We start from the raw sequence: 22,094 nt of genomic DNA, 5'->3' as shown, positions 1-22,094 counted from the left end.
GATCGATGGGAGCCCGCATGAGCCGTGCCCGACTCGCCGCACCCTCCTGGCTGGCCGCCGCCGCCCTGCTGGCCGCCACGGGCTGCGGCGGCGGTGGCGCGGACGGCGCCGAACGTGCCCCCCAGCGCGCCGCCGCCGACCGGCGGGCCACCGACACCGGCGACCTCCCCGACTCCCTCACCGGCCAGCGCCTCGACTGGTCCCGCTGCCCCGGCACCGACCCGGCGCAGGGCCCCGAGTCCTCCCCCACCCCGCTGCCGGACGGCGCCGCGTGGGAGTGCGCCACGATGCGGGCGCCCGTCGACTACACCGACCCGGGCGGCGACACGATCGGCATCGCCATGATCCGCGCCCGCACCGACGCGAAGGGCGACGACCGCATCGGCTCGCTGCTGTTCAACTTCGGCGGCCCCGGCGGCTCCGGCGTCGCGACGCTGCCTGCCTTCGGCAAGGACTACGCCGAGCTGAACAAGCGGTACGACCTCGTCAGCTTCGACCCGCGCGGCGTCGGCGACAGCGAGGGCGTGCAGTGCCTCGACGACCGTGAGCTGGACGACTTCTTCGCCGCCGACGCCGCCCCCCGTACGGCCGGCGAGCGCCGCGCGTACACCGACCGCCTCAAGGAGTTCGCCGACGGCTGCGAGGAACGCTCCGGCGACCTCCTGCCACACCTCACCACCACCGCCACCGCCCGCGACATGGACCTGATGCGCGAGGTCCTCGGCGACCGGCGGCTGCACTACTTCGGCATCTCCTACGGCACCGAACTCGGCGGCGTCTACGCGCACCTCTTCCCCCGCCGCGTCGGCCGCGCGCTGCTCGACGCCGTCGTGGACCCGACGGGCGACAGCGAGCAGGGTGCCCTCGGCCAGGCCAAGGGCTTCCAGCTGGCGCTCGGCAACTACCTGGACCACTGCGCCGAGAGCGACGACTGCCCCCTCGGCGGCGACAAGGACGAGGCCGAGGACCGGCTCGGCCGCTTCCTCGACCGCCTGCGCGACCACCCGCTGCGCACCCAGGACCCGGAGGGCCGCGAGCTGACGCAGTCCCTCGCGTGGAACGGCATCGCCCAGTCGCTGTACTCCGAGGACTTCTGGCCCTACCTCACGCAGGGGCTCGACGACGCCATGGCGGGCGACGCGCGCGACGGCACCGTCCTGCTGTCCCTGGGCGACTCCATGAACGGCCGCAACCCGGACGGCACCTACTCCACCCTCCAGTCGTCCCTGACGGCCATCAACTGCGCCGACTCGAAGAAGCGCTTCTCGGAGGACCACGTCCGCGACAGCCTGGGCGACTTCGAGGACGCCTCGGCCGTCTTCGGCCCGCCGATGGCCTGGGGCATGCTGTCGTGCACCTGGTGGCCCGTCCGCGGCCGCCAGGACCACCCGGACGTGTCGGCGGAGGGCTCGGCGCCCGTCCTGCTGATCGGCACGACGGGCGACCCCGCCACCCCGTACGAGGGAACGGCGCACATGAAGGACGCGCTGGGCGACGGCGTCGGCGTCGAGCTGACGTACGAGGGCGAGGGCCACGGCGCGTACAACAGCGGCAACGAGTGCGTGCGCGACAAGGCGAACGCGTACCTGCTCGACGGCGACGTCCCGGACGACGGGACGACGTGCGACGCCTGAACGCGCGGACGGCGGCGCCGGGGGAACGTGCCCCTGGCGCCGCCGCCGTTCCGTACCTGGCCCCGCGGGTCAGTACACCGGCTTCTCCGGCTCGATCTGGTTGACCCAGCCGATGACGCCGCCGCCGACGTGCACGGCGTCGGCGAAGCCCGCGTTCTTCAGGACGGCGAGCACCTCCGCCGAGCGGACGCCCGTCTTGCAGTGCAGGACGATGCGCCGGTCCTGCGGCAGGTCGCTGAGCGCGCCGCCCATCAGGAACTCGTTCTTCGGGATCAGGCGCGCGCCGGGGATGGAGACGATCTCGTACTCGTTCGGCTCGCGGACGTCGATGATGTCGATCTTCTCGTCGGCGTCGATCCACTCCTTGAGCTGCCGCGGCGTGATCGTCGAGTCCGCCGCGGCGGCCTGCGCCTCGTCGGAGACGACGCCGCAGAACGCCTCGTAGTCGATCAGCTCGGTGACGGTCGGGTTGTCGCCGCAGACCGCGCAGTCGGGGTCCTTGCGGACCTTGACCTGGCGGTACGTCATCTCCAGGGCGTCGTAGATCATCAGGCGGCCGACCAGCGGGTCGCCGACGCCGGCGAGCAGCTTGATGGCCTCGGTGACCTGGATCGAGCCGACCGACGCGCACAGCACGCCGAGCACGCCGCCCTCGGCGCACGACGGCACCATGCCTGGCGGCGGCGGCTCGGGGTAGAGGCAGCGGTAGCAGGGGCCGTGCTCGGACCAGAAGACGGACGCCTGGCCGTCGAAGCGGTAGATGGAGCCCCACACGTAGGGCTTGCCGAGCAGGACGGCGGCGTCGTTGACGAGGTAGCGGGTCGCGAAGTTGTCCGTGCCGTCGACGATCAGGTCGTACTGGGCGAACAGCTCCATGACGTTGGAGGAGTCGAGGCGGTCCTCGTGCAGGTTGACCTGGACGAGGGGGTTGATGCCCTGGACGGTCTCCTTCGCGGAGAGCGCCTTGGACTTGCCGATGTCCGCCTGGCTGTGGATGATCTGCCGCTGGAGGTTCGACTCGTCGACGGTGTCGAACTCGACGATGCCGAGCGTGCCGACCCCGGCCGCGGCCAGGTACATCAGCGCCGGCGACCCCAGACCGCCGGCGCCCACACAGAGCACCTTGGCGTTCTTCAGCCGCTTCTGCCCGTCCATCCCGACGTCGGGGATGATCAGGTGGCGGGAGTACCTGCGGACCTCATCGACGGTGAGCTCGGCAGCCGGCTCTACCAGGGGTGGCAGCGACACGGGGACTCCGTAGGTCTAGGGACAGTCGTGACTCTCCCCCCAACAGTGCCACGCGCCGTCGCATTCCTGGACAGCCGTCCCACACTGCGGGCAGGGGCCGGCACGGGTCCCGGCGGGCGGTCCGGGCGCGGGCGCGGGCACCGTCCCGGACACCGCGCGTCACATGCGGCAGGCCGCCTCCATCCAGATGTCGGCCAGGGACTCCTCCAGGCCGATCCTCGCGCGCCAGCCGAGGCGGTCGCGGGCCGTGCGGACGTCCGCCTGCTGCCAGCCGCCGCAGCCGTCCGGGTACGGGGGCGCGACCGGGTGCGAGGCGGCGGGCGTGTGGGGGTGGGGGTGGGCGCCGGGCTCGTGGCCCTGCCGGGGCACGGCGGGGCTCTCCAGTTCGTGCAGCGCGCCCGTGAAGCCGGAGATGCGGGCCAGGGAGACGGCGGCGTCGCGCAGCCGTACGGCGTGGCCGGTGCCGATGTTGACGACGCCCTGGGCGGCGGAGAGGGTCGCGGCGTGCACGGCGCGCGCCACGTCGCGGACGTCCACGAAGTCGCGGTGCACGGCGAGTCCGCCGAGCTTCAGCTCGGTGTCGCCGTGCTGCATCGCGCGGCGCAGGGCGTCAGCGAGGCGGCCGAGGGGCGATCCGGCGGGTGTGCCGGGACCTGTGGGCGAGAAGACGCGCAGGACGATGGCGTCGAGCCCTGAGCCGAGGACCAGTTCGGTGGCGGCGAGCTTGCTGACCCCGTACGGGCCGCCGGGGCGCGCGACGGCGTCCTCGGCGATGGACGAGCCGTTCGGGGAGGGGCCGTACTCGGCGGCGCAGCCGATGTGCACCAGCCGGGCACGGCAGCCGCTGCGGCGCAGCGACTCGCACAGGGTGGCGGTGGCGACGGTGTTGTGGCGGGTCAGTTCGCTGGCGGTGCCGCGGATGGCGCCCGCGCAGTTGATGACCACGCCGGGGTGGACGGCGTCGAGGAAGCGGGTCAGGGCGCCGGGGCTGCCGGTGGACAGGTCGAACCGGACGTCGGCGTCGTCACCGCGGCCCAGTGCGGTGAGCTGGACGGCGGGGTCGGCGAGCAGCCGGTCTGCGACGAACCGGCCGAGGTAGCCGGCGGCGCCGAGAAGCAGCACTCTCATGACTCTGTGCTCCTTGCGTGTGCACGATCGATCGTGGGGTTGGGGGAAGGGGACGGTCATGTGCAGTGCACGGAACGGGGTGTGCCGTGCCCAGCGGAGTCCCCGTGGGGGACGGACCGGGGAGTGCTCGCCATCGCGAGCAGCTCCGGGTAGATGGCGCCGTAGGCGGCGGCGCCGTGGTCGGTGGTGAACAGTTCGCGCGCCCGCGCGCGGGCCGCCGCGCCGAGCGAGGCCCGGCGCTCGGGGTCGCGCAGCAGGGCGAGGCATCCGGCGGCGAGCGCGGCGGGGTCGAGCGGCGGTACGAGGACGGCGGCGGCGCCGACGACCTCGCCCACCGCGCCGACGTCGGTGGCGACCGTCGCGCGCCCGCGGTGCATGGCGGCGATCAGCGGCACGGGCACGCCCTCCACGACGCTCGACAGCACCGCGACGGCGCCCGCCGCGTACGCGTCGGCCAGGGTGGGCGCGCCGGGGGTGCCGGCGCTGGTGAACGAGACCCCGCCGGGCACCAGTCGCTGCGCCAGCGCGCGGCACCGCGCGAGGTAGCCCGCGTCGGTGCGCGCGCCGCCGGTGTCCACGACCCGCAGGGACGCGGCGGGCTCGGCGTCCCGTACGGCGCGGAAGGCGTGCAGCAGGCCGACGAGGTCCTTGGCCGGCTCGATCCGCCCGGCCCACACGAGCGTGGCGGTGTCCTCGGGAGCGGGTCCTGGTCCGGGAGCGGGCACGGACGCCCTCCCGCCGGGTGTGACCAGCGCGGCGGCGGCGCGCGTCTCGTGGGCGAGCCGGTCCTGGAAGGCGGCCAGCAGCGCGCGCACCGGCGCCCGCGCGGCCGAGGGCGCGACCGCGTACGCCGCCCCCGGCGCGCTCCCGGCGCCCGGCCGCCCGGCGTCCTCGGTGAGCAGCAGCGGCACGCCGTGCAGCCGCGCCGCGAGCAGCCCGGGGAGCGCGACGGGCCCGGCGCCCACGGCGTGGCAGAGGTGGACGCCGGGGGGCCCGCCCGGCGGGAGGAGTTCCAGCGGGCGCAGCGCCCGTTCGAGCCGTTCGGTGACGGCCAGCAGGTCCGGTACGCGGGCGGCGCGCACCGCGCGGGGCGCGCCGGGGGCGCGGCAGGCGGCCTCCAGGACGCGGACGGCCTGCTCGGAGTAGAGCCAGCGGGTGAGGCCGCGGTGCACGGCGGCCAGCGCGGCGAGGCCGAGCAGGCCGGTGCTGAAACGGTCCGCCTGCCCGTGGGCTCCGGCGTGCCCCGGGCGCGAGCACAGCGCGGCGGCCAGTTCGGCGAAGCACTCGGCGAAGCGCCGCGCGGGCCGCCCCCGCGCGCCCCCGGGCCCGCCGGGCGGCGGCCCCCACAGGGCGGCGGTGCGCAGCCGGCTGACGTTCGGCGGCAGCGCGCGGCGCGGCCCGGCGGCCTGCCGCCCGCTGCGGCTGAGCGCCCAGACCTCGAAGTCGTACCGGGACAGACCGCGCAGCAGCCGGTCGCACCAGGCGGCCGATTCGCCGTGGACGTACGGATACCCGCCCTCAGTGAGCAATGCGACGCGCACCGGCGCACCCCCTGTCATACGTCTCTCCCGTGACGGAAAGACGGTATGTCTACATGTGCCGGTTACGGCGGACGGTTGTCCGTCACACCACCGGAAGGGGTGAAGTTTCGTGACTCAGGGCGCGCCCCGGTCGTTAACCGCGATCGGTTCGAGAGTCGGTCAGTTGTCCGGATGCGGCCAGGGGTTGGGCACGCAGGTCAGGCCGTCCGTCTCCAGGAACTTGGTCTGCTGCATCATCACGGGCGCGAGCGCGCCCTCCGACGAGCAGAGCGCGTGCCCGTACCCGAGCCGGTGGCCCACCTCGTGGTTGACGAGCATCTGGCGGTACGCGGCGATGTCGTCCCCGTACGTCTCGGAACCCTGCGCCCAGCGCCATGCGTTGATGATGACGCGCTCGGTGTTGGACGAGTTGCAGGAGACGTTGTCCTCGGTGATGTCGAGGCCGGAGCGCGCGCACCAGTCGGCGGCGGTGCCGGGGCTGGCGAGGGTGACGACGAAGTCGTGGTCCCCGCCGGAGACGCGGGCGAAGCTGCGCTCGCCGCCGTTCCCCCAGCTCCGCTCGTCGTTGAGCGTGCGGTGGACGACCTCGGCGAAGAACTCGGCGTCGAGCCCGAGCCCCTCCTCGACGTCCACGCGGTAGCGCAGCACGGTCGTCGCGTCGGGGTCGGCGGCCGGGTCGGTCCCGGGCACCGGCACCAGCTCGCCCGAACCGGTCAGCTCCGGGTCCAGGGCGAACATGGTCGTCATCATCCGGTCGTACGTCTGCTCCGGGTCCGGCGGAGCCTCGGCCTCGGTCTCGGTCTCGGCCCCGGGCGAGGAGGCCAGGGCCTCCGGCTCCGGCTCCGGCGTGACCGCCGCCGCGGGCCCGCGCCCGTCACCGCCGGGCGGCGGCAGCGCCGGCCCGCCGTCCTCGCCGCCGGTCACCTGCGTGGCGACGACGACGGCCAGCACCGTCACGACCGCCGCGGCGGCCACCCCGGTGAGCGTCCTGCCCCTGCCGCCCGCCCGGCGGCCCCCGCTATCCCCGGGCACGCGTCGGCGCCGGTGCTGCGGCGGGCGGCCGTGGCGGCCGGACGACGGCGTGTCCGTCCGCTGCGCCGCGCGCTGCCCGGGGATGGGCTGCGCGCGTCCGAAGGTCTCGTCCTCGAAGGCATCCAGATACTCCTGGCGCGGGCCGAACGCCTCCTCCGGCCCGGCGGTCGAGGAGGGTGCGGCGGTCTCGCGGTGGTCCATGCGGCTCCCTCAGCCCTCCGTGGCGGCGGTCGTCCCGGCGGCTGCGGGCCCGACGGGCCGGTCGGGCCTGAAGTCCAGGAACGCACCGGCCACGACGGCTGGGTACTCCATCATCGCCACATGTCCCGCTTCCGGCAGGACGACCAGCCGGGAGCACCCGAATGCCCGTTTCGCCCGCTTCGCCGACTTCAGTGCGACGAGCCGGTCCCGCGCGCCGTAGAGCAGCAGCGTGGGGGCCAGGACGCGTTCCGCCTGCCGCCACAGCGACTGCTGGCCGCCGAGCGTGTAGGCGTTGACGATGCCGCGGGCCGAGCGGCTGAGCGAGTCCCAGAAGTACGGGAGGGCCTGCCGCCGTTCGGCCTCCGCCTCGGCCGCGGCGTGCTCCTCGGGGGTGATCAGCTCCGGGTTGCCGTAGCAGAGCCGCAGGACCTCGCGGGCGCGCTGGGCGGGCGAGACGTCGCGGGTGAGCCGCCGTACGAGCGGGGCGACGCCCGGCAGGCCGAGCATGCCGGTGGGGATCGCGGTGCGCTGCGGGGGCAGTTCGGGCAGGGCGGGCGAGATCAGGGTGAGGGTGCGCACCAGGTCGGGGCGCAGTGCCGCGACGCGGGTGACGGCGGCGCCGCCGAGCGAGTTGCCGAAGAGGTGGACGGGCCCGCGGCCCGAGGACTCGATGACGCGGACGACGGCGCGCGCGTGTCCGTACACCGAGTAGTCCCCGTCGTCGGGCGGCGGGGAAGCGCCGAAGCCGGGCAGGTCCACGGCCTCGCACTCGACCTCGTCGGCCAGGAGCGCCATCAGGGAGGACCAGTTGCGGGAGGAGCCGCCGAGACCGTGGACGAAGAGGGCGGGTTCGAGCCCGTCGCGTCCGGCGGCTCTGCGGCGTACCGCCAGGATCATCCCCGGCAGGGCGACGGACCGCAGGGTCTCCCCGTCACGTACCCCCGGCCAGCCCTCCGCGGCGGCGAGTGCGGCCTCGACGCGCTGCTCTTCGGTGCTCGGCATGCCCGCAATAGTACGAGCACGGTACGGGCCGTACCCCGTACGGCGTGCACCTGGCCGGTTCGCGTCCGCACCGCCGCGCCCCTACGCTGGAGTTGCCCGCCGGTCGTCCGGAGGTGACTGTGATGGCGAGGGAACAGACGGAGGACGGCTTCGCCGAGGAGGCGGAGGCGTACGAGACGCTCGGTGAGCGGCGCGCGGACGCGCCGGACGCCGGGGAGGCACTGGCCGACGGCACGCCGGAGGCCGACGCCGCCGAGCAGCGGCGCGCGCTGCTGGACCCGGTCGACCCCGGGCCCGGCGTGCGGCTGCCCGCCGAGGCCGACCCGGCCGACGCGGCGGAGCAGGACCGCGAGGTCGGGCCGGGTGACGACGACTACCGGTGAACGGCGCCCGGGGCGGTCACCCCGGGCGACGGCGTGTCCGCAGCGTGAGATCGTCCCGCGACGGATGCACGCTGCGCGACGGCACGAACGTACGATGACCGGACGGCGCACGGCGCGAGCCGCGCGGCGCACCGAACCAGACACCACCGGGAGGCCGGCGTGAGCGCCACCGAGCAGACCGAGGCTCGCCCCCGCGGCACCCGCCTGCCGCGCCGGGCCCGACGCAACCAGCTGCTGGGCGCGGCGCAGGAGGTGTTCGTCGCCCAGGGCTACCACGCGGCGGCCATGGACGACATCGCGGACCGCGCCGGGGTGAGCAAGCCCGTGCTCTACCAGCACTTCCCCGGGAAGCTGGAGCTGTACCTCGCGCTGCTCGACCAGCACTGCGAGGCGCTGGTGCTCGCGGTGCGCGAGGCGCTGGACTCGACGAACGACAACAAGCAGCGCATCGCGGCGACGATGGACGCGTACTTCAGCTACGTGCAGCACGAGGGCGGCGCGTTCCGGCTGGTCTTCGAGTCGGACCTGACGAACGAGCCCGCCGTCCGCGAGCGCGTGGACCAGGTCTCGGCGGACTGCGCGAAGCTCGTCAGCCCGCTGATCTCGGAGGACGCCGACCTGCCGGAGGAGCAGGCGATGCTGCTCGCGGTCAGCCTGTGCGGCATGGCGCAGGTGACGGCGCGGCACTGGCTCAGCTCCGACCAGAAGATCCCGCGCGACGTCGCGAAGAACCTGACGGCCTCGCTGGCGTGGCGCGGCATCGCGGGCTTCCCGATGCACAGCGGCGCCGAGCAGCACTGACCCGCGCCCGCCTGCCCGTACGGACGGCCGCCGCCCCCGCTCACCGGGGGCGGCGGCTGTTCGCTCTCGGCGTGGCAGGGCGGCGGCGGGCGCGCCGCGGGCGCGGCTAACCTGAGATCCAGCAACGGACCAGTGGAGGGACAAGCCGTGGAGATCAAGATCGGCGTTCAGCACACGCCGCGCGAGATCGCTCTCGAAAGCGGGCAGTCTGTCGAGGACGTGGAGAGCGCTGTCGCCGACGTGTTCTCCGGCAGTGCCAAGCTGCTCAGCCTGGTCGATGTGAACGGCCGCAAGATCCTCGTCCCCGCCGACCGGATCGCGTACATCGAGATCGGCAGGCCGGCCGCGCGCCGGGTGGGCTTCGGGGCGGTCTGACGCCACCGGGCGCTCGAACGGTACGGCGCGCCCCGGGGCGTGCGCGGGCGGTCCGCCGTGGCGGGCCGCCCTCCGGCTGTCCTGGGGGCTTGTGCCGCCGGGGGCGCGCCCCCATGCTCGACACGCGCTGTGCGACCGCCGGAAAGGGAGGGAGGAACCGTGGCCGTTCCTGACACGACGAGCCGCACCGCCGCCGTTGCCACCACCCCGCCGCCGATCCCCCTCTCCCCCTTCGGCCCGGCACGGCGGCTCGACTTCGCGCTGCTGGCCGTCGCCGTCGTCGGCATCTCCCTGTCGGGCCCCCTGATCGCGGCGACCGCCGCGCCCGCCCTGGCCATCGCGTTCTGGCGCAACGGGCTCGCCGCCGCGGGCCTTGCGCCCGTCGTCCTGCTGCGGGCCGGGCTGCGCAGGGAACTGGCGCGGGCGGGCCGCAGGACGCTGCTGCTGTCGCTGGCCGCCGGGGTCGCCCTGGCGGCGCACTTCGCCCTGTGGCTGCCCAGTCTGCGGCTGACGTCGGTCGCCTCGTCCGTCGCGCTGGTGACGACGACCCCGCTGTGGACGACGCTGCTGCTGCGGCTCACGGGCCGCAGGCCGCCCGCCGCCGTATGGCTGGGGACGTCCGTCGCGTTCGCCGGTGTACTGCTGCTGACCGGCGTGGACCTGGGCGTGTCGGCGCGGGCCCTCGCGGGTGACGCGCTCGCGCTCGCCGGGGGCATGGCCGCCGCGGTGTACGTCCTGATCGGCGCGGAAGTACGGCGCAGCACCAGCACGACGGTCTACACGTTCCTCTGCTACGGCTGCACCGCCGTGCTGCTGCTGGTCCTCTGCCTCGCCACCGGCGCCTCCCTGGGCGGCGGCTACAGCGCCGACACGTGGGGGAAGCTGCTGGTGCTGACGGTCGTCTCGCAGCTGCTCGGGCACTCGCTGATCAACCGCGTCGTCGCCGGGCTCGGCCCGTCCGTGACGTCCACGGCGATCCTGCTGGAAACACCGGGCGCGGCGCTGGTGGCGGCCGTGTGGCTCGGGCAGTTCCCGCCCGCCGCCGCGTACCCGGCGATGGCCGCCGTCCTGGCGGGCCTCGCCCTGGTGATCCGGGGGGAACGCGTCCCGTGAGGCCCGTGTCCGTGCTGCCGCTGGTGGAGGAGCGCCTGCGGGCCGCGCTCGGCGAGCCCGACGCCCGCGCGGCCGTCACGTTCCTGGGGACCGAGCGCGTCGAGGTGCTGCGCTTCACCGGCGGCGGGACGGTGCGGTACGCGACGCTCGGCATGGCGGCGGCGCCGATGGCGGACCCGGCGGCGGTGGTCGCCGACCCGGAGCGGGGACCGCGTGCCGAACTGCTGCTGACGTTCCGCGCGGGCGCGGCCGACACCGACCGCGTGCTGCGTCCGCTGGCCGTGCTGGCGGCGTCGCCGGTGGTGGAGGGCGTCGTGGTGGCGCCCGGCGCGTCCCTCGACCTGGGTGAACCGCTGTGGCCCGGCGCGCCGTTCACGTCCGTGCTGGTCGGCGACCCGGGGGACCCGGTGCCGGACCTGGCGCTGCCCGCGCCGCTCGACCCGGTGCGTTTCCTGCCCCTGCTGCCCATGACGCCGCACGAGACGGCCTGGAAACGCGCGCGTGGCGCGGAGGCCCTGCGCGAACGCTGGCGGGCGCACGGTGTCGACCCGCGTGATCCGGGCCGGGCCGGGGTACCCCTCAGCGGATGACAAGCCTTGACGGACCGACAGGTGGAAGGGACTGTTGTTCCCCATGAGGGGCGAACCCAGTTGCCCGAAGTGCGGTGGCCGGGTGCGGGCGCCCGGTCTGTTCGCCGACACGTGGCAGTGTGCCGCGCACGGCGCCGTGCATCCCGTGCAGCCCGTGGTCCCGCCGAGCGTCGGTGCCCTGGCGGTGGTCGTGGAGCGGACGCGCGTACCGGTGTGGATGCCCTGGCCCCTGCCGGTGGGCTGGCTGTTCAGCGGTGTCGCCTGCGCGGGTGACGACCGCAGCGGGGGGCGCGCCACCGCCGTCGCCTGCACGGGCCCCGGGCCGCTGGGCGGGCCGGGCGAACTGGTGCTGGTCGCCGAGGAGCCGGGCGTCGGGCTCGGCGCACGCTACGCGGGCATATCCGGGCCCGACCCGGGCCCCCGGCTGCGCACCGGCCGCCCGCCGGAGGCGAAGGTCCTCGCGGCCGGCCGTCCCACGCCGCTGTGGCACGTGGCGGACGCCCCCGCCGACCGCGCCGTCTTCGCGGGCGAGGCGATGGGCCTGTGGCTGTGGGCCGTCGTGTGGCCCGAACTGTGCGGCCCGCTGCTGTACGAGGACATGGTGCTCACCGACCTGCGCGACGCGGGCTCCGAGATCGAGCTGGTCCCCTGCGGCGCCCTGTCGCCCCGGCTGATGGCGCCGGACGGCTGACGGGCCCCCGCGTCCCCTGCCGTAGCCTTGCGCACCATGCGGATCGACCTGCACGCCCACTCCACCGCCTCGGACGGCACCGACTCGCCCGCCGGGCTGGTCCGCGCCGCCGCCGACGCGGGCCTCGACGTCGTCGCGCTCACCGACCACGACACGGTCGCGGGCCTCGCCGAGGCGGCCGCCGCCCTGCCGCCGGGGCTGACCCTGGTGCCCGGCGCCGAGATCTCCTGCGTGCTGGACGGCGTGAGCCTCCACATGCTGGCGTATCTCTTCGACCCGGAGGAGCCCGCGTTCGCCCGCGAGCGCGACCTGCTGCGCGACGACCGCGTACCGCGCGCGCAGGCCATGGTGGAACGGCTGCGGGGGCTCGGCGCGCCGATCACGTGGGAGCGCGTCAGGGAGCTGGCCCAGGGGTCCGTGGGCCGCCCGCACATCGCGCAGGCGCTGGTGGAGGCGGGGGTCGTCGCGACGGTCTCGGACGCGTTCACGCCCGAGTGGATCGGGGACAGCGGGCGGGCGCACGTGGGCAAGCACGAGCTGGACGCGTTCGAGGCGGTCCGGCTGATCCACGGGGCGGGCGGGGTGGCGGTCTTCGCGCATCCGATGGCGGTCTCGCGCGGCCGTGTCGTGCCCGACGACGCGATCGCCCGCCTCGCGGCGGCGGGGCTCGACGGCATCGAGGTGGACCACATGGACCACGACACCGACACGCGGCTGCGGCTCGACGCGCTGGCGGTGGACCTCGGGCTGCTGGCCACCGGGTCGAGCGACTACCACGGCAGCCGCAAGACGTGCCGCCTGGGCGAGCACACGACGGCGCCCGCGGCGTACGAGGCGATCGTCGCGCGGGCGACGGGCGCCGGGCCGGTCACCGGCGCCCGCTGAGGGGCGCGCCGCCCTGGCCGGCGGTCACGGTCCGTACGAGCGGTGCGCCCTCGCGTTCCCGCGGGCCGTCGGCCCGTTCCGGACACGCGGGGCCGGGCACTTCCTGCCCTGGGAGAAGCCGGTGGTGGTGGAGCGTGCGATCCGCGCGTTCTGCGGGGACCTGCCGGCGCACTGAGGCGGGCGGGCCCCGGGATCAGCCGTCCGCGCCGGGCAGGCCCGTCCAGAACCCGGCGAGCGCCGCCGCCGTGGCGCCCGGCTGCTCGGCGTTCGGCGAGTGCTCCGCGCCGGGGATCACCGAGCGGTGGGCGCCGAGTTCCTCCGCCATGCGGTCGAGCGTCGGCACCGGCCAGGCGCCGTCCCGCTCCCCCGACACGACATGGACCGGCAGCCCGGCGGCGGCGAGCCTGGCCACCCGGTCGGGCTCGCGCAGCAGCAGCCTGCCGGTGCCGAGCAGCTGCGTCGGCGCGTTCGCCAGCCAGCGGCGGCGCAGGAAGTCCGCGATCTCGCCTGGCTCCGCCCGGGGGTTCAGCAGCCGCCAGAGCAGGTCGGCGCCGAGCACCGGCAGGCTCACCGCGAGCATGCGGACCTTCCAGCGCTGAAGGGGCGCCACCCGCCCGCGCCCCGAGGCGATCAGCGTGAGGGAGGCGAACGGCAGCGGGGCGCGCCGCGCGGCGACGGCCCGCAGCACCGCGCCGCGCGCGATCAGCCCGCCCAGCGAGTGCCCGACCAGGTGCACGGGCCCGGCGCCGCCGAGCGCGTCGGCCTGCGCGAGCACGTCCTCCGCGAGCGCGCCGATACCGTACGAGGCGCGCGCCCGCGTCCCGACCGTCTCGTACTGCCCGCGCCCGTCCACGGCGACCGCGCGGAACCCGGCCGCCGACAGCGGCACGAGCAGCGCGATGAAGTCCTCCTTGCTGCCCGTGTAGCCCGGCACGAGCAGCACGGTGCCGATCGGCTCACCGGCGGGCTCGACGTCCAGCACCGCGAAGTCGCCCCGCCGCGTCACGAGCCGGTACGCCCGCACCCCGACCGGCGGCACACAGAACGGCGGCCTGCTCACGCTGTCCTCCCGAACACACCCCGGACACCCCCGGAACCGACCTTAACCGCGCACGGCGGACGACGCCGCACGGGCGGCCCCACCGACCCCGCACGGCCGGGACGTCAACACGACCGTCCTCGGACCCACCGTTCCGGACACCACCTTCCGGTACCGCCTCCCGCCCCCTCTCCCCCGGCCCGGATACGCCACCGGAGATTCCGCGAGGCCGGAGCGCCCAACGGTCCCGCCGCACGCCGCAGAGCGGCGCAGGCCGCCGGGAGGCTGCTCCGGCCGGAACGATCCAGGAGACCCTGAAGCCCCGCACCGGTGGCCTTCGCACCTCTGCGCAGCGTGACGCGCCGCTCCGGTTCCGGGTGTGGGGGCCGGTGAAACGGTGGGCCGGGGTGCCGCATCCGCGCGCCACGGGCACGGGCACCGTTCTCGCCCCCGCCCACCGAGGCCACGGCCACGTCGAGCCGCCGGTATGGGGGCGGGAGACCGGGTGACGGGCCGTGACATCATCCCGTCCGGGTCTCAGGGGCATCCGGCCGGTTCCCGGAAGGCGGAGACCGGTGCCTCATGCCCGTCTCCCGGCGCCGGCATCGGCCGGCCGTGTCAGCCCCGGAGGCGCACCGTGCTCGCGAATCCGGGACGCCGCCGGGAGCCACGAGGCCGTTGAGCCGACGCGTACGCCGAACAGCCCGCACGGCATGCGGGGCACGCTGTCGTCAGTGGCCGGAAGGCGTGGCACGCGCTGACGGAGCCGGTCAGCCGAATCAGGTGGACACGCCGGGGATGGGACGCATCCCGGACGCCGCCGGAGCCCGGATGTACGCCCAACAGCTCATACGGCCCGCACAGCATCGGCGTCAGCAGCGGCCGGGGCGGGACCGGATGCGTACCGCGTTCGCGGGCGGCGGGTGAGCCGGCCTACCGGTCAACGCCAAGGATGCGACGCATCCCGGACGCCGCCGGGGTATCGCACCGGTGTGGGCGGCCGGGAGGTACGGCACGCGCTCACGGAATCAAGCGGCCGCGTCCGACGGACGCGGGTCCAGCGGGGGCCGCGCCGAGGAAGGTGACGGTCCTGGACGGGCGCGCGCCCGGTGCCGCATAGGGCTGGGGTCGGTCCCGGGGAGATCCGCGACGGGCCGATCTCCCGGGGCCTGGCGCATGGACGGATCACCCGTCCGTGCCCCGAGCGGGCCCGCGACCACCGCGCAGGCCCCTCGTGCGCGAGGCGGACAGGTGCGGGTCCGCCTCGCCCGTGCGTTCACTCCGGTCAGTCGCCCGCGGCCGCCTGGCCCGCCGCGCCCGCTCCGGCGCCGTCGGTGCCACCGCCGCCGCTCCCGCCGCTGCCGCCGCGCCTGCGCCGCCTGCGGCGAGGCGTACGCGGCGTCGCGGGCGCCTCGCCCGGCTCGCCGGCCGTCTCGGGCCCGGCCGCCGGTGCCGCGGCCTCCGCCGCGCCCTCGGCGCCGCCCGCCACGGCCTGCCCGCCCCGCGTACGGCGGCGCCGGCGCGGCGTACGGGGCGCCCGCTCCTTCTCCTTGTCCTTCTGGTCCCTCTGGCCCTTCTGCTGCGCCTCCTGGCGCCCGCCACCGCCGCGCCTGCTGCGGCGCGCGTCGGGACCGCCGAGGTCCTCGACCTCCTCGGCGTCGAGCCCCGCCCTGGTCCGCTCGGCACGCGGCAGGGTGCCCTTCGTGCCCTCCGGGATGCGGAGCAGCTCGAAGAGGTGCGGCGAGGTGGAGTAGGTCTCCGGCGGGTCCTGGAAGTCCAGGACCAGCGCCTTGTTGATCAGCTGCCAGCGCGGGATGTCGTCCCAGTCCACGAGGGTGACGGCCGTACCGGTGGCGCCCGCGCGGCCCGTACGGCCGATGCGGTGCAGGTACGTCTTCTCGTCCTCGGGCGTCTGGTAGTTGATCACGTGGGTGACGCCGTCCACGTCGATGCCGCGGGCCGCGACGTCGGTGCAGACGAGCACGTCCACCTTGCCGTTGCGGAACGCGCGCAGCGCCTGCTCGCGGGCGCCCTGCCCCAGGTCGCCGTGGACCGAGCCGGCGGCGAAGCCCCGCCGCGTCAGCTGGTCGGCGACGTCGGCCGCCGTCCGCTTGGTGCGGCAGAAGACCATCGCCAGGCCGCGGCCCTCCGCCTGGAGGATGCGGGCGACCATCTCGGCCTTGTCCATCGAGTGGGCGCGGAAGACGTGCTGTGTGATGTTGGCCACGGTCGTGCCGTGGTCGTCCGGCGCGGCGGCGCGGATGTGGGTGGGCTGGCGCATGTAGCGGCGGGCGAGCCCGATGACCTGCCCCGGCATGGTCGCCGAGAACAGCATCGTCTGCCGCTTGGCGGGCAGCAGGTCCATGATCTTCTCGACGTCGGGCAGGAAGCCGAGGTCGAGCATCTCGTCCGCCTCGTCCAGGACGAGGCAGCGGACCTCCGACAGGTTCAGCTTGCGCTGCCCGGCGAGGTCGAGCAGCCGCCCGGGGGTGCCGACGACGACGTCGACACCGCGCGTGAGCGCCTCGACCTGCGGCTCGTACGCGCGGCCGCCGTAGATGGGGAGGACGCGGACGTTCCGCGCCTTGCCGGCGGTCAGCAGGTCGTTGGTGACCTGCTGGCACAGCTCGCGCGTCGGCACGACCACGAGGGCCTGCGGCGCGTCCGTGAGCTGCTCCGGCGCGGCGCGCCCCGCCTCGACGTCGGCGGGGACGGTGACGGACTCCAGCAGGGGCAGGCCGAAGCCCAGCGTCTTGCCGGTGCCGGTCTTGGCCTGGCCGATGACGTCGGTGCCCGCGAGGGCGACCGGCAGCGTCATCTCCTGGATGGGGAAGGGGGTGATGATTCCGACGGCCTCAAGGGCCTCGGCGGTCTCGGGCAGGATGCCGAGATCGCGGAAGGTGAGGGAGCTGGTAGCGGACAGGGTCGTTGCCTCTTCTTGTGTGACGCGGCACACGGTGGCGAGGCGGGTCTTGTCCACCGCGCCGTGGTCCGGCGGCCACCAGGGCCGGCCGGCCGGCGCGGGACCCGGTCGTCTCGCTCAAGCGCACGCACCGCGCGAGCGGGTCCCTCGTGATGCGGGCCGTGCGGAGGTGCACGGACCGCGCGGAGGGCTGGTCAGTCGGAGCCGATCGGGCCACCGACCGGGCATCCGCGGGGGGTCCCCGGGCTCCGTGACTTCCGGGCCGCCGGGACTCCAGCAGGGGGATTGGCGATCCGCCGCGTACGGGCGGGTCTCTTTAGCACTGTACCCCGGAACCACGCACATGTGTCAGGTCGTGGCGGCCGGGGCTCGGCCGCGGGCGGGTACGGGACCGCCGGTGACGGCTATTGTGCACTGCCATGGAGACGCCGCAGACTTCCGCAGACCAACCCCCGTCCGAGGCGCCCGCGCCGACGGGCATCGCCGCCCAGGACTGGCCGTCGGCGTCGGGGGACCCGCGCTACCGCGCCGCGGTCGTCGATCTGCTGGGCGCGCTGGCCTACGGCGAGCTGGCGGCCTTCGAGCGGCTCGCGGAGGACGCGAAGCTGGCCCCCTCGCTGGGTGACAAGGCGGCGCTCGCCAGGATGGCGGCGGCCGAGCTGAGCCACTTCGAGCAGCTGACGGAGCGGCTGCGGGGGATCGACGAGGACCCGACGGCCGCCATGGAGCCGTTCGCGTCGGCGCTGGACGGCTTCCACCGGATGACCGCCCCGTCCGACTGGCTGGAGGGCCTGGTCAAGGCGTACGTGGGCGATGCGATCGCCGCGGACTTCTACCGCGAGGTCGCCTCCCGGCTGGACGCGGACACCCGCGCCCTGGTGCTGCGGGTGCTGGACGACACGGGGCACGCGTCGTTCGCCGTGGAGAAGGTGCGCTCGGCGATCGAGGCGGACCCGCGGGTCGGCGGCCGGCTGGCGCTGTGGGCGCGGCGCCTGATGGGTGAGGCGCTGTCGCAGGCGCAGCGGGTGGTCGCGGACCGTGACGCGCTCTCGACGATGCTGGTGGGCGGGGTCGCGGACGGCTTCGACCTGGCGGAGATCGGCCGGATGTTCTCGCGGATCACCGAGGCGCACACCAAGCGGATGAGCGCGCTCGGCCTGTCCGCCTAGGTCGTGTCGTTCGGATCGTGGCGGATCGGTCCGCGTCGTCGGACGCCGTGCCTCGCAAGGCACCGGATCGCCACGCGTACCGGGCGTACCCGGGCGATGCGGTAACGCGGCGAGGCGCGGTGGCCGGCGGCGCGCGCCAGGCACGATCCGAACGACACGGCCTGGCGGTGACGGGCTGGCAGGGCTGACAGAGCTGACAGGGGTGACGGGCATGGACGCGTCAGGGGCGGCGTTCGACGCGGCGCTGGTCGAGGAGGCGGCGCGCAAGTCGGCGCTGGTGTGGGTGCGCGGCCCCGAGGGGCCCGCGCGGGCGCTGTGGCACGTCTGGCACGACGGCGCGGTCTGGCTCGTCGGCGGCCCCGGCGAGCAGCCGCTCGACGGCCTCGGGCTGGCGGACGGTGTCCGTGCGGAGGTCACCTGCCGCAGCAAGGACAAGGGCGGGCGGCTCGTGTCGTGGCCCGCGGCCGTGTCGGAACCGGCGCCGGGCGGCGACGAGTGGACCGCGGCGGCGGTGGAGCTGGCCGCGAAGCGGCTGAACGGGCGGGACACCGCCGCGGAGACGGCGGCCCGCTGGCGCGCGGACTGCCGGGTCCTGCGGCTGGCCCCGGACGGCGGGCCCGTCCTGCGCCCTGCCCACATGCCGACGGCCTCTCCCGCCGCGCCGCCGCTGCCGTCCCCGGCGGCCACCCGCTCGGGCACCCCGAGCGGCCTCCCGGCCAGGCGCCGCCGCCGCGCCCGCTGAGACGGGCCGCGTCAGCCGTCTCCGCCGTCACTGCCGTCACCGTCGTCTCCCTCGTCGAGGATCGCCTCGCCGTAGTCCACGACCTGCTCCTCGTCCGGCAGCGCCGGTTCGAACGGCTCGTCCCAGTCCCGCAGCGTCAGCTCGCCCGCCCCGCCGCCCCGTTCGAGGCGCAGCGGGTACGGCTCGCCGATCAGCGCCACGTCGAGCGCCCCGCCCGCCCCGCCGTCCGCCGTCACCCGGATCGTCTCGACGCCGTCCACCTCGGCGCGGTCGTCCTTCTCCCGCTCCCCCTCAAGGACGAGCAGCCCGTCGAGCAGGACGTCCATCTCGGTGAATCCGACCAGCTGCCCGTACGCCGGGTCCTCGGGCGCGACCAGCACGTACTTGCCGTCCAGTGTCTGCGCCGGGTCGGACTCCAGCCCCTCGGGGACGGCGTCGCTCTGCCAGAACGCCGCGTCGGCCGAGATGTACAGCTCCTCGCCGACCCGCAGCAGCTGGAAGTGGCCGCCCTCGGACGCCACCTCGCCCGCCGCCCCGTCCCGCGCGAGCTGGACGTCCAGCTCGTACTCGTGCCCGCCGCTGATGACGGTCCCCACGAGCCGTACGGACGCGGCGTCCGCCGCCGCCGCCCTGGCCCGCTCCTCGATCGCGGGCGCGTCCAGCTTCCCGAGCCCGTTCGTCCCCGCGTCGGGGTCCTCCCCGCCGCACGCCGCCAGCGCGGCACCGAGCGCGAGGGCGCACAGGAGCGTCCGCGCCCCGTCCCGTCTGGGGCGCCGCGGGACAGCGCGCCGTGCCGTGCGGGACAGGGGGGAACGGGGGGTCACGACGGGCTGCCTCTCGCCGGGGTCGCTGACGGGTGAGGCGCAGCGTACCGGCAAGGGCGCGCGGCCCGGAAAGGGCCATGACCGCGTGCCGTTCGGGTCGCCGTACCATCGGGGCATGGCTACCGATACCTCCCTCGTCGGCGAGGACGCCGTACGTGCGGCGCTACAGCGGGTGAACGATCCGGAGATCCACCGGCCCATCACCGATCTCGGCATGGTCAAGTCGGTGGAGATCGCCCCGGACGGCACCGTGACCGTGGGCGTGTATCTGACCATCCAGGGCTGTCCGATGCGCGACTCGATCACCTCGGAGGTCACGGCGGCGGTCCGCGCGGTGCCCGGGGTGACCGGCGTGCGGGTGGACCTCGACGTCATGAGCGACGAGCAGCGCAAGGAGCTGGCGACGACGCTGCGCGGCGGGCAGGCCGAGCGGGAGATCCCGTTCGCCCAGCCGGGGTCGCTGACGCGGGTGTACGCGGTGGCGTCGGGCAAGGGCGGTGTCGGCAAGAGCTCCGTGACGGTGAACCTGGCGGCGGCCCTGGCCGCGCAGGGGCTGAAGGTCGGCGTCGTGGACGCGGACATCTACGGCCACTCGGTGCCCCGCATGCTCGGGACGGACGCGCGGCCCACGCAGGTCGAGAACATGATCATGCCGCCGTCCGCGCACGGCGTGAAGGTCATCTCCATCGGGATGTTCACGCCGGGCAACGCGCCGGTGGTGTGGCGCGGCCCGATGCTGCACCGCGCGCTCCAGCAGTTCCTCGCGGACGTGTACTGGGGCGACCTGGACGTGCTGCTGCTCGACCTGCCGCCGGGGACGGGCGACATCGCCATCTCCGTCGCCCAGCTCGTGCCGGGCGCCGAGATCCTCGTCGTGACGACGCCGCAGCAGGCGGCGGCCGAGGTCGCCGAGCGCGCCGGGTCGATCGCGGTGCAGACGCACCAGAAGATCGTCGGCGTCGTGGAGAACATGGCGGGGCTCCCCTGCCCGCACTGCGGCGAGATGGTGGACGTCTTCGGCACGGGCGGCGGGCAGCGCGTCGCGGAGGGGCTGACGCGCGCGACGGGCGCGGAGGTGCCGGTGCTCGGCTCGATCCCGATCGACGTGCGGCTGCGCGAGGGCGGCGACGACGGGACGCCCGTCGTGCTGGCCGATCCCGCCTCCCCGGCCGCCGAGGCGCTGCGCCGGGTGGCGTCCACGCTGAGCGGGCGGCAGCGGGGCCTGGCGGGCATGTCGCTGGGGCTGACCCCGCGCGGCAGGCTCTGACGCCCGCAGTCCCGCTGACGTGATGGCGGGGTGACGTGCGCGGGCCGGGCCCGGCGGGTCCGGCCCGGCGGTCGTACCCGGCCGCGCGGGGAGGAGCGCGGGGTCAGGGTGCCGGTGTGGTCCGCTCGGCGTAGCCCTCGATGTCCTTGACGACCGCGAACCCGAGGCCGTACGCGCTCATCCCGCGCCCGTACGCGCCGATGTGGACGCCGTGCGGGGCGGCGCCCGCGAGGACCCAGCCGTACTCGGACTCGCGGTAGAGGAAGTCGGTGGGGACGCCGTCCACGGGCAGGGACAGCGTGGACCAGCCGCCGCCGTCGAGGTCGTCGGCCAGCTCCCAGGCGATGGCCGTCTGCTGTTCGAGCCAGTCCTGGCGCAGCGCGCGTTCCATCTGGGCGGGCCAGGTGCACGAGAGCAGTCCCGAGCCGGCGAGCCAGGCGGCGGAGGACACGGACGTCGCCTCCAGCATGCCGTTGCCGTCGGGGCTGCGGCGCCCCGGGCGGCTCGCGACCGTCACGACGACGGTGAAGCGCTGGTCGGCCTCGCCGCCGAGTTCGCCCCGGAGCGACGGCTCGTCGCCGTGGCCGGTGGAGCCGTGCTCGACGGCGCCGTCCGCCGCCATGCCGACCTGCATCAGCCAGCGCGGCCCGGTGAACGCCTCGTCCAGCCCGTACCAGGGGAACTGGGCCAGCAGGTAGCCCTCCACCGCGCGCCGTGCCCCGGGCACCCCCTGCGCCGCACCGTTTCCCCCGGGTCCCCCGGTCTCGTCGCCATCGCCCATGGCGTCCTGCGGCTCGGCTCGACTGGTCGTCTCCATGTAACGCGACGCCTCCTCATTGCCCTCGTCCTGGGCACACCCCGGACATAGGGAGGATAGCCATCCGCATCGGAGCAGGCGGGCATGCCGGAGGACGGGTGGCGTCATGCGCCCCCGTGCGCCGGGGATTCCACTCTGCTGGCGTCGGAGCCGGTGTCGGAACGGCCGCGGGCCGCCGGGCGGCTCAGGTCGCGTCGGCGTCGAACGGCGCGTGCTCCCCGGCCGCCGCGGCGGGCGGCGGGACGACCGGCTTGGGGTCGGAGTCCTTCGCCAGGCTGACCGGTCCGCCGGCCGGGCGGGCGGCGCCGCCCGGCTGCTTGGCGAGCCCGGGGCCGGCCGGGCGGCTGTTGACGGCGTCGGCGACGTCGGACAGCTCCTTGCGCATGTCCAGGCTGCTGCCCAGCTCGCGCAGGCCGAGGTCGTCGTTGTCGAGGAGGTGCTTCTTGGCGAAGGTCCGCGGGTTGAGGTCCTCGAAGTCGAAGTCCTTGAACTCGGGACCGAGCTCGGAGCGGATGTCGCGCTTCGCGCTGTCCGAGAACTCGCGGATCTTGCGCAGGAAGGCGGCGGCCTCCTGGATCATCTTCGGCAGCTTCTCGGGGCCGAAGACGAGAATCGCCAGGATCAGGAGCAAGATGAACTCCAGGGACCCTATATCGAAGAACACCTGTCAGCTCCCTCGCGCACGCGGT

Annotated in this window: 21 protein-coding genes; 11 read left to right on the top strand and 10 right to left on the bottom strand. The window is 75.2% G+C overall.

Annotated elements, in window-relative coordinates; genetic code table 11:
- Nucleotides 1-5 precede the first annotated feature (5 nt).
- Entirely contained in the window at nucleotides 6-1,634 is a 1,629-nt protein-coding gene (locus ACL02R_RS12000) for an alpha/beta hydrolase (RefSeq protein ID WP_412796854.1), read from the top strand.
- Nucleotides 1,635-1,703: 69 nt separating this feature from the next.
- On the opposite strand, the gene moeZ is transcribed toward ACL02R_RS12000, so the two are convergent.
- From moeZ to ACL02R_RS11975, 5 genes are all read right to left on the bottom strand, one after another.
- Entirely contained in the window at nucleotides 1,704-2,882 is a 1,179-nt protein-coding gene (moeZ, locus tag ACL02R_RS11995; protein WP_362966056.1) for an adenylyltransferase/sulfurtransferase MoeZ, read from the bottom strand.
- 159 nt (nucleotides 2,883-3,041) lie between these two features.
- Complete coding sequence (locus ACL02R_RS11990) at nucleotides 3,042-4,010, bottom strand: NAD-dependent epimerase/dehydratase family protein (RefSeq protein ID WP_412796853.1); 969 nt, start codon at nucleotides 4,008-4,010, stop codon at nucleotides 3,042-3,044.
- Nucleotides 4,011-4,066: 56 nt separating this feature from the next.
- Nucleotides 4,067-5,551 carry a DUF3492 domain-containing protein gene (locus ACL02R_RS11985; RefSeq protein WP_412796852.1) on the bottom strand — a complete coding sequence of 495 codons (1,485 nt, stop codon included), beginning with the start codon at nucleotides 5,549-5,551 and terminating at the stop codon, nucleotides 4,067-4,069.
- Nucleotides 5,552-5,710: 159 nt separating this feature from the next.
- Entirely contained in the window at nucleotides 5,711-6,784 is a 1,074-nt protein-coding gene (locus tag ACL02R_RS11980) for a DUF3152 domain-containing protein (protein ID WP_412796851.1), read from the bottom strand.
- Between the two features lie 9 nt (nucleotides 6,785-6,793).
- Nucleotides 6,794-7,786: an alpha/beta fold hydrolase gene (locus ACL02R_RS11975; protein ID WP_398840368.1), complete on the bottom strand. Its 993-nt coding sequence runs from the start codon at nucleotides 7,784-7,786 to the stop codon at nucleotides 6,794-6,796.
- Between the two features lie 122 nt (nucleotides 7,787-7,908).
- Here ACL02R_RS11975 and ACL02R_RS11970 point away from each other — a divergent pair, with 122 nt between their 5' ends.
- From ACL02R_RS11970 to ACL02R_RS11940, 7 genes are all read left to right on the top strand, one after another.
- Entirely contained in the window at nucleotides 7,909-8,169 is a 261-nt protein-coding gene (locus tag ACL02R_RS11970) for a hypothetical protein (RefSeq protein WP_412796850.1), read from the top strand.
- A 159-nt stretch (nucleotides 8,170-8,328) separates the two neighbouring features.
- A complete protein-coding gene (locus tag ACL02R_RS11965) occupies nucleotides 8,329-8,970 on the top strand; it encodes a TetR/AcrR family transcriptional regulator (RefSeq protein ID WP_412796849.1) in 642 nt (213 codons plus the stop codon).
- A 147-nt stretch (nucleotides 8,971-9,117) separates the two neighbouring features.
- The gene (locus tag ACL02R_RS11960) at nucleotides 9,118-9,345 is read left to right on the top strand and encodes a DUF3107 domain-containing protein (RefSeq protein WP_362966068.1); all 228 of its coding nucleotides are present in this window, start codon (nucleotides 9,118-9,120) and stop codon (nucleotides 9,343-9,345) included.
- A 159-nt stretch (nucleotides 9,346-9,504) separates the two neighbouring features.
- Nucleotides 9,505-10,458 (top strand): DMT family transporter, encoded by a 954-nt coding sequence (locus tag ACL02R_RS11955; protein ID WP_412796848.1) that lies wholly within the window; start codon nucleotides 9,505-9,507, stop codon nucleotides 10,456-10,458.
- 5 nt (nucleotides 10,459-10,463) lie between these two features.
- Nucleotides 10,464-11,048: a suppressor of fused domain protein gene (locus ACL02R_RS11950; protein WP_412796982.1), complete on the top strand. Its 585-nt coding sequence runs from the start codon at nucleotides 10,464-10,466 to the stop codon at nucleotides 11,046-11,048.
- A gap of 43 nt (nucleotides 11,049-11,091) precedes the next feature.
- A complete protein-coding gene (locus ACL02R_RS11945) occupies nucleotides 11,092-11,739 on the top strand; it encodes a DUF6758 family protein (protein ID WP_412796847.1) in 648 nt (215 codons plus the stop codon).
- Between the two features lie 36 nt (nucleotides 11,740-11,775).
- Nucleotides 11,776-12,624: a PHP domain-containing protein gene (locus ACL02R_RS11940; protein ID WP_412796846.1), complete on the top strand. Its 849-nt coding sequence runs from the start codon at nucleotides 11,776-11,778 to the stop codon at nucleotides 12,622-12,624.
- A 193-nt stretch (nucleotides 12,625-12,817) separates the two neighbouring features.
- On the opposite strand, the gene ACL02R_RS11935 is transcribed toward ACL02R_RS11940, so the two are convergent.
- Nucleotides 12,818-13,684, bottom strand: a complete 867-nt coding sequence (locus ACL02R_RS11935; RefSeq protein ID WP_412796845.1) for an alpha/beta fold hydrolase — start codon at nucleotides 13,682-13,684, stop codon at nucleotides 12,818-12,820.
- 1,264 nt (nucleotides 13,685-14,948) lie between these two features.
- Entirely contained in the window at nucleotides 14,949-16,481 is a 1,533-nt protein-coding gene (locus ACL02R_RS11930; protein WP_412796981.1) for a DEAD/DEAH box helicase, read from the bottom strand.
- Nucleotides 16,482-17,005: 524 nt separating this feature from the next.
- Here ACL02R_RS11930 and ACL02R_RS11925 point away from each other — a divergent pair.
- Together ACL02R_RS11925 and ACL02R_RS11920 are read left to right on the top strand one after the other, a co-directional pair.
- The gene (locus tag ACL02R_RS11925) at nucleotides 17,006-17,755 is read left to right on the top strand and encodes a ferritin-like fold-containing protein (protein WP_412796844.1); all 750 of its coding nucleotides are present in this window, start codon (nucleotides 17,006-17,008) and stop codon (nucleotides 17,753-17,755) included.
- A gap of 211 nt (nucleotides 17,756-17,966) precedes the next feature.
- On the top strand, nucleotides 17,967-18,497 hold the full coding sequence (locus ACL02R_RS11920; RefSeq protein WP_412796843.1) for a hypothetical protein: 531 nt from the start codon (nucleotides 17,967-17,969) through the stop codon (nucleotides 18,495-18,497).
- 11 nt (nucleotides 18,498-18,508) lie between these two features.
- Here ACL02R_RS11920 and ACL02R_RS11915 read toward each other — a convergent pair whose 3' ends face one another.
- Complete coding sequence (locus tag ACL02R_RS11915; protein ID WP_412796842.1) at nucleotides 18,509-19,321, bottom strand: hypothetical protein; 813 nt, start codon at nucleotides 19,319-19,321, stop codon at nucleotides 18,509-18,511.
- A gap of 115 nt (nucleotides 19,322-19,436) precedes the next feature.
- Between ACL02R_RS11915 and ACL02R_RS11910 the strand changes: the two genes are divergently transcribed.
- Complete coding sequence (locus ACL02R_RS11910) at nucleotides 19,437-20,588, top strand: Mrp/NBP35 family ATP-binding protein (RefSeq protein WP_412796841.1); 1,152 nt, start codon at nucleotides 19,437-19,439, stop codon at nucleotides 20,586-20,588.
- A gap of 103 nt (nucleotides 20,589-20,691) precedes the next feature.
- On the opposite strand, the gene ACL02R_RS11905 is transcribed toward ACL02R_RS11910, so the two are convergent.
- Nucleotides 20,692-21,405: a hypothetical protein gene (locus tag ACL02R_RS11905; RefSeq protein WP_412796840.1), complete on the bottom strand. Its 714-nt coding sequence runs from the start codon at nucleotides 21,403-21,405 to the stop codon at nucleotides 20,692-20,694.
- A 184-nt stretch (nucleotides 21,406-21,589) separates the two neighbouring features.
- On the bottom strand, nucleotides 21,590-22,069 hold the full coding sequence (locus ACL02R_RS11900; protein ID WP_412796839.1) for a sec-independent translocase: 480 nt from the start codon (nucleotides 22,067-22,069) through the stop codon (nucleotides 21,590-21,592).
- Between the last annotated feature and the right edge of the window lie 25 nt (nucleotides 22,070-22,094).

It is taken from the genome of Streptomyces sp. MS19, assembly GCF_047200595.1.
Lineage (GTDB): Bacteria > Actinomycetota > Actinomycetes > Streptomycetales > Streptomycetaceae > Streptomyces.
This window is presented reverse-complemented; position numbering and strand designations above follow the sequence as displayed.

Excerpts from the sequence above, each read along its gene's own strand:
- ACL02R_RS12000 (WP_412796854.1), top strand. The coding sequence starts at position 6 with ATGGGAGCCCGCATGAGCCGTGCCCGACTCGCCGCACCCTCCTGGCTG.
- ACL02R_RS11990 (WP_412796853.1), bottom strand. The coding sequence starts at position 4,010 with ATGAGAGTGCTGCTTCTCGGCGCCGCCGGCTACCTCGGCCGGTTCGTC.
- ACL02R_RS11980 (WP_412796851.1), bottom strand. The coding sequence starts at position 6,784 with ATGGACCACCGCGAGACCGCCGCACCCTCCTCGACCGCCGGGCCGGAG.
- ACL02R_RS11975 (WP_398840368.1), bottom strand. The coding sequence starts at position 7,786 with ATGCCGAGCACCGAAGAGCAGCGCGTCGAGGCCGCACTCGCCGCCGCG.
- ACL02R_RS11970 (WP_412796850.1), top strand. The coding sequence starts at position 7,909 with ATGGCGAGGGAACAGACGGAGGACGGCTTCGCCGAGGAGGCGGAGGCG.
- ACL02R_RS11945 (WP_412796847.1), top strand. The coding sequence starts at position 11,092 with ATGAGGGGCGAACCCAGTTGCCCGAAGTGCGGTGGCCGGGTGCGGGCG.
- ACL02R_RS11940 (WP_412796846.1), top strand. The coding sequence starts at position 11,776 with ATGCGGATCGACCTGCACGCCCACTCCACCGCCTCGGACGGCACCGAC.
- ACL02R_RS11930 (WP_412796981.1), bottom strand. The coding sequence starts at position 16,481 with ATGACGCTGCCGGTCGCCCTCGCGGGCACCGACGTCATCGGCCAGGCC.
- ACL02R_RS11925 (WP_412796844.1), top strand. The coding sequence starts at position 17,006 with ATGGAGACGCCGCAGACTTCCGCAGACCAACCCCCGTCCGAGGCGCCC.
- ACL02R_RS11920 (WP_412796843.1), top strand. The coding sequence starts at position 17,967 with ATGGACGCGTCAGGGGCGGCGTTCGACGCGGCGCTGGTCGAGGAGGCG.
- ACL02R_RS11910 (WP_412796841.1), top strand. The coding sequence starts at position 19,437 with ATGGCTACCGATACCTCCCTCGTCGGCGAGGACGCCGTACGTGCGGCG.
- ACL02R_RS11905 (WP_412796840.1), bottom strand. The coding sequence starts at position 21,405 with ATGGAGACGACCAGTCGAGCCGAGCCGCAGGACGCCATGGGCGATGGC.